The 13910-nt window shown below is 44.6% G+C and carries 17 protein-coding genes; 9 read left to right on the top strand and 8 right to left on the bottom strand.

All coding sequences use genetic code 11. The annotated features are described in order from the left end of the window. Window positions 1–6: 6 nt before the first annotated feature. The 3 genes from QMA41_RS17245 to QMA41_RS17235 are packed head-to-tail and all read left to right on the top strand — an operon-like array spanning window position 7 to window position 2734. A complete protein-coding gene (locus QMA41_RS17245; RefSeq protein WP_021457889.1) occupies window positions 7–786 on the top strand; it encodes a glycosyltransferase in 780 nt (259 codons plus the stop codon). Then, window positions 783–2057, top strand: a complete 1275-nt coding sequence (gene waaA / locus QMA41_RS17240) for a lipid IV(A) 3-deoxy-D-manno-octulosonic acid transferase (RefSeq protein ID WP_064488859.1) — start codon at window positions 783–785, stop codon at window positions 2055–2057. Before QMA41_RS17245 ends, waaA begins: the two co-directional genes overlap by 4 nt. Next, on the top strand, window positions 2054–2734 hold the full coding sequence (locus QMA41_RS17235; protein WP_281630253.1) for an acyltransferase: 681 nt from the start codon (window positions 2054–2056) through the stop codon (window positions 2732–2734). The genes waaA and QMA41_RS17235 overlap by 4 nt, the downstream gene beginning before the upstream one ends. 15 nt (window positions 2735–2749) lie before the next feature. Here QMA41_RS17235 and QMA41_RS17230 read toward each other — a convergent pair whose 3' ends face one another. Next, window positions 2750–3499 carry a glycosyltransferase family 25 protein gene (locus QMA41_RS17230; protein WP_019276572.1) on the bottom strand — a complete coding sequence of 250 codons (750 nt, stop codon included), beginning with the start codon at window positions 3497–3499 and terminating at the stop codon, window positions 2750–2752. 53 nt (window positions 3500–3552) lie between these two features. Then, on the bottom strand, window positions 3553–4242 hold the full coding sequence (locus QMA41_RS17225; protein ID WP_281630252.1) for a 3-deoxy-D-manno-octulosonic acid kinase: 690 nt from the start codon (window positions 4240–4242) through the stop codon (window positions 3553–3555). A 94-nt stretch (window positions 4243–4336) separates the two neighbouring features. Between QMA41_RS17225 and QMA41_RS17220 the strand changes: the two genes are divergently transcribed. Together QMA41_RS17220 and QMA41_RS17215 are read left to right on the top strand one after the other, a co-directional pair. Further along, complete coding sequence (locus tag QMA41_RS17220) at window positions 4337–5392, top strand: glycosyltransferase family 9 protein (RefSeq protein WP_281630251.1); 1056 nt, start codon at window positions 4337–4339, stop codon at window positions 5390–5392. A 27-nt stretch (window positions 5393–5419) separates the two neighbouring features. Next, a complete protein-coding gene (locus tag QMA41_RS17215) occupies window positions 5420–6205 on the top strand; it encodes a glycosyltransferase family 2 protein (protein WP_281630250.1) in 786 nt (261 codons plus the stop codon). 45 nt (window positions 6206–6250) lie between these two features. Here the strand turns inward: QMA41_RS17215 and QMA41_RS17210 are convergent, their stop codons facing one another. Further along, a complete protein-coding gene (locus QMA41_RS17210) occupies window positions 6251–7285 on the bottom strand; it encodes a glycosyltransferase family 9 protein (RefSeq protein ID WP_281630249.1) in 1035 nt (344 codons plus the stop codon). Window positions 7286–7396: 111 nt separating this feature from the next. Here QMA41_RS17210 and coaD point away from each other — a divergent pair, with 111 nt between their 5' ends. Continuing rightward, the gene (gene coaD / locus QMA41_RS17205; protein ID WP_281630248.1) at window positions 7397–7891 is read left to right on the top strand and encodes a pantetheine-phosphate adenylyltransferase; all 495 of its coding nucleotides are present in this window, start codon (window positions 7397–7399) and stop codon (window positions 7889–7891) included. A gap of 47 nt (window positions 7892–7938) precedes the next feature. Here coaD and mutM read toward each other — a convergent pair whose 3' ends face one another. From mutM to radC, 5 genes are all read right to left on the bottom strand, one after another. Then, window positions 7939–8745, bottom strand: a complete 807-nt coding sequence (gene mutM, locus QMA41_RS17200) for a bifunctional DNA-formamidopyrimidine glycosylase/DNA-(apurinic or apyrimidinic site) lyase (RefSeq protein WP_281630247.1) — start codon at window positions 8743–8745, stop codon at window positions 7939–7941. 30 nt (window positions 8746–8775) lie between these two features. Then, window positions 8776–9261, bottom strand: coding sequence for a hypothetical protein (locus QMA41_RS17195; protein ID WP_019276580.1), 486 nt, complete (start codon window positions 9259–9261; stop codon window positions 8776–8778). Between the two features lie 181 nt (window positions 9262–9442). Beyond that, window positions 9443–9613, bottom strand: a complete 171-nt coding sequence (gene rpmG / locus QMA41_RS17190) for a 50S ribosomal protein L33 (protein WP_004410866.1) — start codon at window positions 9611–9613, stop codon at window positions 9443–9445. Between the two features lie 13 nt (window positions 9614–9626). After that, window positions 9627–9863: a 50S ribosomal protein L28 gene (gene rpmB, locus QMA41_RS17185; protein WP_004410867.1), complete on the bottom strand. Its 237-nt coding sequence runs from the start codon at window positions 9861–9863 to the stop codon at window positions 9627–9629. Window positions 9864–10139: 276 nt separating this feature from the next. Then, window positions 10140–10814 (bottom strand): DNA repair protein RadC, encoded by a 675-nt coding sequence (gene radC, locus QMA41_RS17180; protein WP_281630354.1) that lies wholly within the window; start codon window positions 10812–10814, stop codon window positions 10140–10142. Between the two features lie 230 nt (window positions 10815–11044). Here radC and coaBC point away from each other — a divergent pair, with 230 nt between their 5' ends. From coaBC to QMA41_RS17165, 3 genes are all read left to right on the top strand, one after another. Further along, complete coding sequence (coaBC, locus tag QMA41_RS17175; RefSeq protein WP_281630246.1) at window positions 11045–12250, top strand: bifunctional phosphopantothenoylcysteine decarboxylase/phosphopantothenate--cysteine ligase CoaBC; 1206 nt, start codon at window positions 11045–11047, stop codon at window positions 12248–12250. Window positions 12251–12361: 111 nt separating this feature from the next. After that, window positions 12362–12952 (top strand): nucleoid occlusion factor SlmA, encoded by a 591-nt coding sequence (gene slmA / locus QMA41_RS17170; RefSeq protein ID WP_006963404.1) that lies wholly within the window; start codon window positions 12362–12364, stop codon window positions 12950–12952. A gap of 5 nt (window positions 12953–12957) precedes the next feature. Further along, complete coding sequence (locus tag QMA41_RS17165) at window positions 12958–13908, top strand: Kdo(2)-lipid IV(A) acyltransferase (RefSeq protein WP_065740882.1); 951 nt, start codon at window positions 12958–12960, stop codon at window positions 13906–13908. The last annotated feature ends 2 nt before the right edge of the window (window positions 13909–13910 follow it).

The raw sequence follows: 13910 nt of genomic DNA, 5'->3' as shown, positions 1-13910 counted from the left end.
GCAGCAATGAAAAATCTATCAATTTTAGTTTCCAATCGACTCATTCGGCTCATCGGCAACATTTTTAAAATGTTGTCATACCCTTTTCATGCCTTGTTTCCAAACAAGCGCTTTACGATTCCATCGTTCTCCAATCCAAAGGTCACCTCTACCAAGCAAACCAAGATACCTAAGATAATCTGGCAAACTAACTTTTCTGCACAAAGCACTCTGCCTGTTTATCTTAACTATTTGTTCAATCGCCTGATGTCCTTAGATTATGAATATCGCTATGTGAGTACAGAAGAACGAGCCGAGTTCATTAAAGCAAATGCTTCTGAACGAGTGTATAACGCCTACATGCAATTGAATGATGGTGCTGCGCAAGCAGATTTGTGGCGACTCATCACAATTCACACTCACGGTGGTATCTATATGGATATTGATGCGACACTTGTATGGCCACTTAAACGCATCTTACCTACCGATGAAAATGCGATGTATGTGAAGTTAAAAAAGAATCAGCACTACACCAATTTCTTTCTCGCCTCAGCTCCTAACAATCCAGACTACGAACTTGCGATCAATAAGATTGTCGAAAATATAGAAAGCAGAAACATAGAACAAGGAGTTTATTTTCTGACAGGTCCGATGGTTATAACTGGCGTATTGGATAACAAGCCAGTCGTATACAAAGAAAGAAAATACGTTTGCATACAAGGCACATTTACGAACGAATATTTCCAATACCTAGATAAGCCTCGTAGCAAATGGACACATAAAAAGCCGGAAGATCTCCTCAAGTGATACGAGCTCTATATACATTTTTACTAGTCATTGCACTTCCTTTCCTTTTACCAAGCTTATATAAACATAAGCTTGGTAAACCTTCCGTAGGCACTCGTTGGAAAGAACATTTCGGCCTCACACCTAGCCTGAACAACCCAGAGAACAAACCTGTAATATGGGTTCACGCTGTTTCAGTGGGAGAAGTTATTGCTGCATCACCATTGATTAAAAAGATACATCAAGCCCAGCCAAATGCTAAAATCCTTGTCACTACTACAACTCCAACAGGTGCTAAGCAAGCAGAAAATTTAAAGGAATATGCTGAACACAGATATATGCCTCTGGATTTTACTTTCGCGGTAAAAGCATTTTTAAAAGTCGTCAGACCAAAACAGTTAATCATTGTTGAAACTGAGCTTTGGCCTAATACATTAATTACGGTATCAAAAAAGCACATTCCAATCACAGTGGTCAATGCTCGTTTGTCAGATAAATCTTTCCGCGGCTATTCAAAGGTCAAGCCTTTATTTAATCTACTTTCCCCCTCTTTAAGTAAAGTTATATGTCAGCATAAAGATGATGCTAGAAGATTTGAAAATCTCGGGGTACCTCAAAGTAAAATCTTTGTCTCTGGCTCGATAAAATTCGATATATCCATTTCATCCGAGCAGTCAATCAAGGGAAAACAGCTCAGGTGTGAATTGGATAGCTTTCGCCCTATTTGGATCGCAGCCAGCACTCATCAAGGAGAAGATGAAAAAATACTCGCTGCTCATTCTCAGGTCTTACAGCATGTGCCTAATGCTCTCCTCATATTAGTTCCTAGACATCCAGAGAGATTTAATGATGTCATGGTGAAATGCAGTGAACTCTTTACGACAGTCCGTCGGACAAGTTATTCAACTGTATCAGCCAGTACACAAGTCTATTTAGGTGACACTATGGGTGAAATGTTAACACTTATTGGCGCTAGCGATGTCTGCTTCATGGGTGGAAGCTTACTTGGAAATAAAGTCGGTGGACACAACCTCTTAGAGCCCGCGGCATTGGCAAAGCCAACTCTAACTGGGCCTAGTTATTTCAATTTTTCTGATATCACAAAGCAACTAGTTGCATCGAATAGTTGTCAGATCATCAACTCTGAATCTGAGCTCGCAGAAAAAATTATTGAGCTTTTTCACTCCACAGATCTTAGGGACGAACAAGGCCAGGCCGCATTAAGTGTGGTGGAGCGAAACCGAGGTGCGCTCAAAAACACTATCCAACACATTTTCGGAGAAGCAAGATGAGTTTGAAGAAGTTATCCAAGCTATACCACTATGTGAGATGTATACCCAAAACTCTATTCTTTAATTTCTATTACCTACCATTTCACCAAGCGATAAAACTTCCAATTTTAGTCAATCATCGTACCAAGTTTGTTGCTCTAGGCGGCAGGATATCTATCCCTGAATCAGCCAAACTAGGCAAGATCAAACTAGGATTTGGTCGAGTGCAGATTGCTGACAACAAATACTCTCGTTTTATATGGAATATTGGCAAGAATGGACATATAAAGTTTGGCCATCACATTAAGGTAGGTACAGGCTCCAAACTCCATATAAATGGTAAGTTAGCAATTGGCTCTGGCAGCAATTTTACTGGTGAAGCAACTATCATTTGTAATCATGTGATCTCTTTTGGTGATAACTGTCTAATCTCTTGGCAAACTCTTTTTATGGATTCAGATCTACACAAAATTACAGATTTAGAAAATCAACAAACTAATCCAGATCAGCCAATAACCATTGAAGACAAAGTATGGGTTGGCGCTAGGTCCACTATCCTCAAAGGGACTAACATAGCAACTAACTCCGTTGTCGCAAGTACTGCTACAGTAACGGGTAACTTTGAACAGGATTCAGTCATAGGGGGCAACCCAGCCAAAGCTATTTCATCATTTTCTGGGAAGTGTTTTCATCATTAAAGTCGCGTTAGAGACTTAGCTCTGCCCTTTATTAGGTAATGCTTTGGCGAATAAAATACGGTTCCAAACGCTCATACGTAGAAACCTGTAAAACCTATATAACTCTCGGTTCAGTTTATTGATTAGAGATACTTTGCTTTTCTGACCTAGCTGAATTGTAGATTCGTACTCAGCTTTCGAAGACGCATAAGGCATAATCCCTAGGCAGGGAATCTTTGTTCTATAAGCTTCGCCTATATAGTTATCTACTGCACAAATCCATTTTTCACTTCGTTTCAGTAACTTGGCAGCACCTCTAGGTGAAATACTGTAGCATCGTGTAGAGCCACTTTGGTTATCACACCAATGAACTATGTTTTCATTAACATCTATAACTTGAGGAACTTCGCTAGTATCACTTATCCCTAATCTAAAATATTCGAACCCTTTGCTGTGTAGCTTTTCAACACGATTACATATTGAAACAAAACAATCTTCGAGGACCACGTCGTCTTCCATGATCAAAAAAGGTTCATTTTGCTGAACGCACTTTTCCCATAATAGATAATTGCTAGCATATATACCGCGCTCTCCATATGATAAAGGCCTGCTTCTAAATTTCTTCCGATGTTCATCATCAACTTTGTCAGCTAGATAACTAGGCATCTGACTGCCATCGATAGCTTCAAAAAACTCATAATTGGCAACCCCAAGCTTCTTTAGCTGAGCTTCCATAGAAATTCGACGATCTACTGACCTTGGTAGGTTAATAACAAATATTTTCATATATACACTGACGCGGTTTAAAGGTATAAATTTGCGAATATCTCTATACGAGATTACTGTTTTAGATGCTGAAAATCATCTAGTTTCCAATGAATCCCACCCTTACCTACTTCCTTTTCAAACGACCTTTTCAATCTATCCAAGTTGCTCTGCTTCCAGCCATTTCCTGATTGCTGATAGCATTTATCAAAGTCGATTATCCACACTTTGTCTTGCTCATCTATCAGGATATTGTGAATGTTAAGGTCGGTATGATTAACCTGTGCATCATGCATCTTGCGGATTTCTAGGCCAATCTTTTGATACATTTCGGCAGGAAGTGGGCTTTCCATCAGGATAGAAACCAAGTCCCGTGCATTGGGGATTTTTTCGCTCAATAGATCCGCTTTGTAGGTTACACCACTTTTTACCGTGCGGGCAGCGATTGGTCTAGGTACATTGACGCCAGCTTCAATCAAGGTGTTTAGCAACTGAAATTCCTGATAGCTGCGAGTTTTTTCCCAGCTTGAAAAGAGATAGCTATCTTCCACTAGTTTTCCAAACAAGCCACCGCGACGATAATGCCTGAGTGCCGCTTCAATAGTTTCCGTTTGCACAAACCAAGTGGTTCCACGTCCTTGAGCACTGCCGATGACTTTACCGGCATTTTGCCAAAATCCGGCGTCAAACACCTGCTTAGGGTCTTCCTTAAGCAAGGTCTCGTCATACCAAATTGTTTGGTTATCCAATTGCACGGTTTTCATGCGGGGGCTATCTCTGATTAAATTTCAGTGGCCATTTTACATTTATTGAACGCGTCTGCATAATCTTCACCATTGCTAGCTAAAAGAATTATTTATGAGCCTTTTTTCTTCTGCCCCTGACTCTTTGTGCATTCTGCGTTTATCTGCGATTGGCGATGTGTGTAATACCGTTGCGGCAGTGCAAGCTATTCAACATCAGTGGCCGCAAACCGACATTGTCTGGATCACAGGTAAGCTTGAAGCTAAGCTGATTGAAGACATGCCTGGTATTCGTGTGATCGTTTTTGACAAGAAGGAAGGTTGGCAGGGCTATAAAAAGCTCTGGGCTACACTAAAAGGACAAAAATTCGATGCACTGCTGCACATGCAGTACGCATTTAGAGCCAGTATTGCCACTCTTGGCATCAAGGCGAAATACAAGCTCGGTTTTGATTCTATCCGCAGTCAGGACTTCCAAACTCTGTTTACCAATATCAAAGTGCCTTCACCAGATTCCATGCACGTTTTAGATGGACTGCTCGCCTTTGGCCATACACTTGGTGTTCAAGATATGACCCCTGTTTGGACGCTTGAATATTCAGATGAAGATAAATATTGGGCACAACAGCAATTATCTGCCGACAAACGCAACTTGGTTGTCGTACCTGCGGCAAGTAAAACCTACAAGAACTGGACAGCCGAAGGCTACGTCGAACTTACCCAGCACGCCGTAGATCAAGGCTGGCAGGTCACCTTAGCCGGTAGCCCAGCGCAAGTAGAATTAGACCTAGCGACGAAGATTGAGAACAAGCTGACATGCACCGTCAATAATCAGGTCGGCCAAAGTTCGCTGAAGCAAATGCTGGCACTGTTAGACCAAGCTGATTTGGTGATCGCCCCCGACACTGGCCCTGCTCATATGGCCAATGCGGTCAATACACCGGTTATTGGTTTGTATGCCCACCACAACCCTGAACGCACTGGGCCTTATCAGTATCGCCAATATGTAGTGTCTGCTTATGAAGACGCAATTCGGGCTGAAACGGGGAAATCGGCAGCTCAGCTTAGCTGGCGTGCCCGTGTCAAAGACAAAAACGCCATGCAGCGCATTCAACCTCAGCAAGTCATCGCCATGTTTGATAAAGTAACCACAGAACTCCATTTAAAATAAACTCCGAGAGACTTCAGAGGTACCATAGTGAGTAAACCAACTATTGCCGTCGCACTTATCGTTAAGAACGAAGCGCAGCACCTGAAAGCTTGTTTAGAAACCGTTCACGACTGGGTAGACGAGATTGTGGTACTGGACTCTGGAAGTACAGACAATACCGAACAGATTACACGCCGTTTTACGGACAAGTTTTACGTCAACCCTGAATGGCCTGGCTTTGGCCCTCAGCGCCGCTTGGCTCAGTCCTACGTCGAGTCGGATTACGTTCTGTGGTTAGATGCAGATGAGCGTGTTACTCCTGAGCTCAAGCAAAGCATTTTAGATTCAGTGAGTGCAAACAAGCCGGATACCATTTATCAGACGGCTCGCCTAAGCTGGGTGTTTGGACGCTATATTCGTCATTGTGGCTGGTACCCAGATCGTGTATTGCGCTTATACCCAACCAAGTTAACGCAATACAATGACGCTCTGGTCCATGAAAAAGTCGAAGTGACGAAAACCATGAAAGTCGAAAACTTGGATGGCGATTTGATCCACTTTACCTATAACGACATGAATCACTACTTAGTGAAGTCGGCGGGCTATGCCAAAGCCTGGGCTGAACAGCGCGAGAAAAAAGGTAAGAAAAGCAGCATCTCACAAGGCATTTTGCACGCATTAGGCTGCTTCTTGAAAATGTATGTTGTTAAAGCCGGCTTTCTTGATGGCAAGCAAGGCTTCTTGCTCTCCCTGCTTTCGGCACACTCTACTTTTGTGAAATATGCGGATCTGTGGATTCGCAGTGAAACAGACAAGATGCCAGATAAATTCTAAGTCTTTCAATACAAACAAAGGGTGATATTTCTATCACCCTTTTTATTAATTCAGCTTACGACTGATCCATGGTTGTAATTCTCTCGAGACCAAATCTATATCAATTCTGGCCATATTTTCCTGACTGGCTTTATCTTCTGCCACTGGTGGGCAAAAAGCGATATGGTTGCCTGCCGAGTTAATTGGTTTCCAGCGCAGCGGTGTCGCTGAACGCTTACTTGGGAAAAAGCCAACAGTCGGCACATCTATCGCCGCCGCGATATGCAAGGGCCCAGTAGAACCAGCAACAAACAAGTCGGCACAAGCGATAGAACAAGAAAAATCGACTAAGCCATCGTTCTTATCGTACACCACCGATGCTCTGCCCTTTTCTTTCAGTAGGTTATGTAACTCAGCCGCTTTCTGCTCTTCTCCCGGTCCAGCCGTCAGTATAATTTCAAACGGCTCCGGCATATCGCAGATTAACTGAGTGTATTGCTGTAGAGATAAGTTATTGGCTGAACCACCGCTACCAGCATGAACGAACACCCATTGCTTCTCTACGTTCAAATTCAATTGTTGTGAGAGCTTGTGCTTTTGTTGCTGCAGATCGTCAGCTGAGAAAGATAGATAAGGTGCGCCAGTCTCAACCACCGCTTGACCAATATCCGTTAAAAACGCACGCACTAAGTCCAGGTTGTATTCGTATTCTGGTTTTGCTGATTGTGAACGCTTTTGTTTGATACGTTTGTTGTAAAAGATCTGCGCCAGCTTTGTCGCCGGAGCAAGGCGGTAAGGAATCTTCGCTTTCCAGACCAATTTCGCGTTATATGTCGTAGAGAAAAGGTTGATGGATGCATCAAAGCGCTCCGCTTTTATTTGCTCAATCAAAGTCGATTGCGCGTGCTTAGAACCGTTCTTCGTTGGATCAACCAACACTTTATCAATCCAAGGACAAAGCTCTGCAAGGGCCACTGTATAATTAGGTACCAGCGCTGTAATCTGACAATCCGGCATCGAAGCTTTCAGCATCGCGAAACTGGGCCAAGCCAGCATGAAGTCGCCTATTTTGTCGTTACGAACCACCAGTATCTTTTTCATTACTTTTCCTAACTCTCAATCTTTGCTCCCAATGATAACGGCTAAGTTGGGTAAATGTGAGCCTTTTTGTTACCATTAAGCGATATAAAAGAATCATTTGAGTAACTGACTGTGAGCAAAAAACGCCTTTCCCGAGTGATCTATCCTGGGACCTTTGATCCTATTACTAATGGCCATTTGGATTTAATCGAACGTGCGGCAGATATGTTTGATGAGGTCATTATTGCTGTTGCTGCCAGCCCAAGTAAGAACACCATGTTTACGTTAGAAGAGCGCGTAGCTTTTGCACAGCAGGTGACTCAGCATTTGGACAATGTCAGCTCGAAGGGATTTTCGGGTTTGATGGTCGACTTTGCGAAGCAAGAAAATGCGAACGTTCTTATCCGTGGTTTACGTACCACCGTCGATTTTGAGTACGAATTTGGTTTAACTAATATGTATCGCAGACTGATGCCCGGATTAGAAAGCGTTTTCCTGACACCCGCAGAAGAGCACGCATTTATCTCCTCGACCATAGTCCGTGAAGTGGCTATTCATGGAGGGGATGTCACCAACTTTGTGCCTAAAACGGTCGCTGAAGCGTTAAAAAGCAAAGCGAAAGTCTAGTTGTTATCGAGATATAGAGCTGAGCACAACCTCAGCTCTATATTTGACTACTTCTGGCAATAACTACAGAAAAACGTATTGCGCTGGCCAATTTTCTGCTCTTCAATCACTTCCCCACAGCTAGGGCAAGCTTCACCGGTTTTGCCATAAATCTGAAGCTCTTGAGCAAAATAGCCCGGTTTACCATCCGCTTGAGCAAAATCTTTTAATGTTGTTCCGCCTTGCTTAATGGCAGTATGGAGCACCTGTTTAATCTCTTTAACCAAACGTTGCCACTCTTTAGCCGTTAGCGTTCCTGCTGCGCGTGTCGGATGGATGCGCGCACTAAACAAAGACTCATTGGCGTAGATATTTCCCACCCCAACTACGACTTTGTTATCCATAATGAACTGCTTCACCGCGACGCGCTTATTCTTTGCCTTGTCCGCGATATATTGCGCATCAAAGTCTTCCGTTAGCGGCTCTGGCCCCATATGGCCCAACGCATCATGTTCACCATCTTCGGTCCACAACCAGGCCCCAAAACGTCTGGGATCGTTATAACGTAGTACCTTGCCATTGGTCAGTTTCAGATCGACATGATCGTGTTTTCCCGGCTCCATATCTGCATCCAGTACACGTAAAGACCCCGACATGCCCAAATGCACAATCGCGCTACCCACATCGGTTTCAATCAGCAAGTATTTAGCACGGCGAGAAATACTGCGGATCACCTGACCTTCCATCTTCTTTAGCTCATGTGGAATATCCCAGCGCAGCTTGGGGGTACGAAAAGTCAGCTTAGCAACGGTTTGTCCCGCCAGATGAGGGGTGATCCCCATGCGGCTGACTTCAACTTCAGGTAATTCAGGCATAGTGGTATGGCAATTAATAACTCAGGGCGTTTAAGGTAGCAGATATTCTGGAGCAACTGAAACGGCTATCCATTGATCCTGCCAGTTTTTCAACAACCAGAATTGTGGGGTTTGATAGAAGGTGATCCTTTGAGGCTCTTCTTGATCGCGATACCAAACTTCAATCGTCTGTGGTGAGGTCAATTGAGGCTTCAATCCATCAAAAGTGTCCTGATCAACTTCGGTCCCAACTAAGCCCGACCAGCGTTCAACTAGCTCCTGTGGTGAAAGGCTACTTTGCTTAGTCAAACTCCACTCACCGTTCAAGTGCTCCAGTGACCAGTCAGAAAAATGCAGTGCTTTCAACTCCGCCGACGGATTGAGCAAATAAGGATAAGGACTAACTTCAGCGACCGGTTCGTCATCAATCAAATAGGTTTTGATGATAGTCGGCAAATTGAGGATCGCGATGAAAGCGATGATGCCCAATATCATGATGTTGTTCCAGCGACGCCGCCGTGAAGTAGAAACACGCATGAACTTTGATTTCCCTGTAGGTAACTATAAGAAAAGGTAGCAGAAAATAGGAAAGAGGGAAATGAGCGGAGGTAGGCTAGACTGTGACGCCTTTTGGGAATTTCAGGTAATAAAAAACCCAGCGAAAACGCTGGGTTTCTAATTCAGACTTCTGTTTAAGAAGCTTCAAAGAAGAAATCAATTACTTGATTTTAGCTTCTTTGTACATAACGTGCTGGCGAACAACTGGATCAAACTTTTTGATCTCAAATTTGCCTGGCATGTTACGTTTGTTCTTGTCAGTAGTGTAGAAGTGACCAGTACCTGCAGAAGATACTAGACGGATTTTCTCACGTACGCCTTTCTTTGCCATTGCCTATTTCCTCTTAAACGTTTTCGCCGTTTGCGCGAATGTCAACAAGAACAGCATCGATGCCCTTCTTATCGATGATACGCATACCTTTAGCAGATAGACGTAGTTTAACAAAACGTTTTTCGCTCTCTACCCAGAAACGATGAGTTTGTAGGTTCGGCAGAAAACGACGCTTAGTAGCATTGCGTGCGTGTGAACGGTTGTTACCCGTTACTGGACGCTTACCAGTTACTTGGCATACTCGTGACATGAATGTCTTCTCCAAAATCGTTTCAGCTCGATATCAACCTTGGTGGCCGAACCTCTCAGTTTCTAAATATAGAAGTTTGAGGTCTTATACCGCTATGGAAACCCATACAAGGCTATCAAAGGTCGCGCATTATACTAACTTGACTAGCATTGCTCAAGACCCGAACAGATCCTTTTTCAAGGTTTTCGTGATCTTTTTTAGGCAGAGCTGATAATAGTTCAAAAAATGTCGGGGGATTGTAGCAGAATTCGCGCAACTCACAACAAATAATGTGATTTAAATCCATCCACGCTCAGCGAAGGAAATTACATCGCCATCTCCAACCACAAAATGGTCGAGAACTCGAATGTCGACCAAAGCCAGCGCATCACTGATACGCTGGGTGATTCTGCGATCAGCCTGACTCGGTTCTGCCACCCCAGACGGATGATTATGAGCAAGAATCAAAGCCGCTGCATTATGCTCCAATGCCCGCTTCACAACCTCTCGGGGATATACAGATGCGGCGTCTATGGTTCCTTCAAACATCACTTCATCCTTGATTACCCGATGTTGATTATCAAGAAACAATATATAGAAAGCTTCCCGCTGGCGATCGCGCAACATGCTAGAAAGATAAAGCTTGGTCTGCTGAGGGCTGGTTAACGCTTCGCCACGTTCTAAGGTTTCACTTAGGTAGCGCTGTGTCATCTCAAGCACGGCTTGCAGCTGGACATATTTGGCTTCTCCCAGCCCTTTGTGCTGACAGAACTCCTCTTTGCTCGCCGCAAATAAGCTGCGTAGCGAACCGAGATCCTTAAGCAGTTTGTCCGATAACTGGAGCACATTCATACCTTGCGTACCAGTGCGAAGAAAAATCGCTAACAGCTCCACATCGGTGAGCGATTGTGGGCCTCGGCTGAGCAGCTTTTCTCTAGGCATCGACTCTTTAGGCAACATGCAAACACTTATCCTTAAGACAATAAAGTGGGTGACGTTAGCTTAAACTCTCTTGCTCACTCTCTGGCGGGCAAAAGAATTATCTTCGTCGCAGTGAAAGATTTTCTGCAAATGATAGGTATATAAAGAAGCAATAACGAGAAAGGCAAAAGCGTACGGAATCTGCAACAACACTTTCCATTTCTAGAGTCTCTATTGGCTGCGTGGTAATCTACTCGCAGTATTTTTTAAGGATGATCATCATGCAAACACTCGCGGGCAAAAAGATCCTACTTGGTATCGGTGGTGGTATTGCCGCTTATAAATGTGCCGACCTGACGCGTCGTCTGATTGAACGTGGCGCTGAAGTTCAGATTGTTATGACTAAAGCCGCAAAAGAATTCATTACACCACTGACAATGCAGGCGGTCTCCGGACGTCCAGTCTCCGATAGCTTATTGGATCCGGCGGCAGAAGCCTCTATGGGCCATATTGAGCTGGCTAAATGGGCGGATTTGGTCTTACTTGCACCAGCCACCGCTGATCTAATTGCACGCATGGCAGCGGGCATGGGCAATGATTTACTCACCACACTGGTACTTGCGACCGATGCTCCAATCGCAGTCTCTCCGGCCATGAACCAACAGATGTATCTCAATCAAGCAACACAAGAGAACATTGCGACGCTAGAGCGACGTGGCATGCACATCTGGGGACCAGCAGCCGGTGAACAAGCCTGTGGCGATGTCGGCCCTGGCCGAATGTTAGAACCAATGCAACTGGTGGGATTGTGCGAACAGTTCTGGGGCGACAAACCTCTCAAAGGTAAATCAGTATTGATTTCTGCTGGGCCAACCCGCGAAGCCATCGATCCGGTGCGCTACATCACTAACCACAGCTCAGGGAAAATGGGCTTCTCATTAGCAGAAGCAGCAGCTCAGCTCGGTGCGACGGTCACGTTAGTCGCAGGCCCGGTGAATCTTAAAACACCAACTGGTTCGCAGCGAATTGATGTGGAGAGCGCAGAAGATATGTATAACACCGTAATGGACAAGGCTTGTGAGCATGATGTTTTCATCAGCTGCGCAGCCGTGGCGGATTATCGCCCACAAGCGGTTTCAGATCAGAAAATTAAGAAGACGGATGACAGCGAACAAATGACCATCACTATGGTCAAAAACCCTGATATTGTCGCTTCAGTTGCCGGTATGACTCAACAGCGCCCATTTACCGTTGGTTTTGCCGCAGAAACTCAGGATGTAGAACATTACGCTCGAACTAAGCTGACCAAGAAAAATCTCGATATGATTTGTGCCAACGATGTCTCAGTAGAAGGACAAGGCTTCAACAGCAACGACAATGCGATTAACCTATACTGGAAAGATGGTGAGCAATCACTTACCCTTGCATCAAAACAACAAATTGCGAAGCAGATACTTACAATTATCGCCGCAAAGTTAGACAATTAAGTCGCTATTCTAACAATCAGAAATTCGTCTATTCCGCCCATCTTAGCCTGCTAAGTTGGGCGAATGCCTGTGTCTATGGGCATCAACAGTGGTAACAAAAGGAACACGTTCATGGCCGGAACAAGAAAAAGCAACCGCCGGGAAGAAATCTTACAAGCACTTGCACAAATGCTCGAATCTAACGATGGTGGCTCTCGCATCACCACCGCCAAGCTAGCGAAACGCGTCGGCGTATCAGAAGCAGCGCTATATCGACATTTCCCGAGCAAAGCTCGCATGTTTGAAGGCTTGATCGAGTTCATTGAAGAATCCTTGATGTCGCGCATCAACCGTATTCTGGATGAAGAAAAAGATACCCTGACCCGCATTCGTCTGGTGCTACAATTGATTCTGGCCTTTGCCGAACGAAATCCAGGGCTTACGCGTATCCTTTCTGGGCACGCATTGATGTTTGAGAATGAGCGACTGAGAGAGCGCATCAACCAACTGTTTGAACGCATTGAAACGTCTATTCGTCAAATTCTGCGTGAACGTAAGCTCAGAGAAGGTAAGTCCTTCCCTGTGGACGAAACCATTCTGGCCGCTCAGCTTCTTGGGCAAGTAGAAGGCAGCTTGAACCGTTTCGTACGCTCAGACTTTAAATATCAACCGACCGCCAACTTTGAAGAATACTGGTCACTCTTGAGTGCACAGATTAAGTAATCACTATGAGCAAAAAAAATACCGTCGAAAAGCCTAAGTTTACTCCAGCCCTACTCCACCCTAAATATTGGGGCGTATGGTTTGGGTTTGGTTTACTGGCCCTGACCGTCAATCTTCTGCCTTATGCATTACTGCTCAAAATCGGCCGAGGTATCGGTGCGTTGGGTATGAAGTTAGGCAAATCCCGAGTTAAAGTCGCCAAGCGTAACCTTGAGCTGGCTTTTCCTGAGATGGAAGCCAAAGAAGTTGACCGCATGGTCGTAGAGAACTTCAAAAACACCGGTATGGCTTTGATTGAAACTGGCATTACTTGGTTTTGGCCGACTTGGCGTTTCAAGCGTATTTTGATTGCGAAAGATATCAAAGAGCTACAGCGGCTCAACGATGAAGGTAAGGGTGTGCTGCTCTGTTGTGTGCATGCGCTGAACTTAGAAATTACCGCTCGTGCATTTGGTGTACTGGGTTTACCTGGATACGGCGCTTACCGCCCCCACACAAACCCTGCTTACGAGTTCATCCAATATAGAGGACGCACACGTAACGGCAACCAACTCATCTATCGTCGTGATCTTAAACAGATGGTGCGCGTTTTGCGCCAAGGCCATCGCCTGTTCTACCTACCAGATCAGGACTACGGCCATAATAAATCTGTGTTCGTGCCTTTCTTTGCTGTCGAAGAAGCTTGTACAACAACAGGAACCAGCATCCTTGCTTACACTAGTAAGAGTGCCATCGTGCCAGGTTCTGGATTCCGTAACCCAAACGGTAAATATGAAATCATTGCCGACAAGTCTATCGATCAAGATTTTCCGCAAAAAGATGAAACGGCGGCCGCAGCCTACATGAATAAATTCGTCGAAGAGATTATCATGCGCGCTCCGGAACAGTGGATGTGGCTACACAAGCGATTCAAATCGCTGCCAGACCACTCTCTTACTAACTCAAGATATCAATAACA

It is taken from the genome of Vibrio sp. St2 (genome assembly GCF_947311885.1).
GTDB lineage: Bacteria > Pseudomonadota > Gammaproteobacteria > Enterobacterales > Vibrionaceae > Vibrio > Vibrio coralliilyticus.
Note: the sequence above shows the minus strand (reverse complement) of the source record. Positions and strands in the feature narration are given on the sequence as shown.

Excerpts from the sequence above, each read along its gene's own strand:
- QMA41_RS17245 (WP_021457889.1), top strand. The coding sequence starts at position 7 with ATGAAAAATCTATCAATTTTAGTTTCCAATCGACTCATTCGGCTCATC.
- QMA41_RS17235 (WP_281630253.1), top strand. The coding sequence starts at position 2,054 with ATGAGTTTGAAGAAGTTATCCAAGCTATACCACTATGTGAGATGTATA.
- QMA41_RS17230 (WP_019276572.1), bottom strand. The coding sequence starts at position 3,499 with ATGAAAATATTTGTTATTAACCTACCAAGGTCAGTAGATCGTCGAATT.
- QMA41_RS17225 (WP_281630252.1), bottom strand. The coding sequence starts at position 4,242 with ATGAAAACCGTGCAATTGGATAACCAAACAATTTGGTATGACGAGACC.
- QMA41_RS17220 (WP_281630251.1), top strand. The coding sequence starts at position 4,337 with ATGAGCCTTTTTTCTTCTGCCCCTGACTCTTTGTGCATTCTGCGTTTA.
- QMA41_RS17210 (WP_281630249.1), bottom strand. The coding sequence starts at position 7,285 with ATGAAAAAGATACTGGTGGTTCGTAACGACAAAATAGGCGACTTCATG.
- mutM (WP_281630247.1), bottom strand. The coding sequence starts at position 8,745 with ATGCCTGAATTACCTGAAGTTGAAGTCAGCCGCATGGGGATCACCCCT.
- QMA41_RS17195 (WP_019276580.1), bottom strand. The coding sequence starts at position 9,261 with ATGCGTGTTTCTACTTCACGGCGGCGTCGCTGGAACAACATCATGATA.
- rpmG (WP_004410866.1), bottom strand. The coding sequence starts at position 9,613 with ATGGCAAAGAAAGGCGTACGTGAGAAAATCCGTCTAGTATCTTCTGCA.
- rpmB (WP_004410867.1), bottom strand. The coding sequence starts at position 9,863 with ATGTCACGAGTATGCCAAGTAACTGGTAAGCGTCCAGTAACGGGTAAC.
- coaBC (WP_281630246.1), top strand. The coding sequence starts at position 11,045 with ATGCAAACACTCGCGGGCAAAAAGATCCTACTTGGTATCGGTGGTGGT.
- slmA (WP_006963404.1), top strand. The coding sequence starts at position 12,362 with ATGGCCGGAACAAGAAAAAGCAACCGCCGGGAAGAAATCTTACAAGCA.
- QMA41_RS17165 (WP_065740882.1), top strand. The coding sequence starts at position 12,958 with ATGAGCAAAAAAAATACCGTCGAAAAGCCTAAGTTTACTCCAGCCCTA.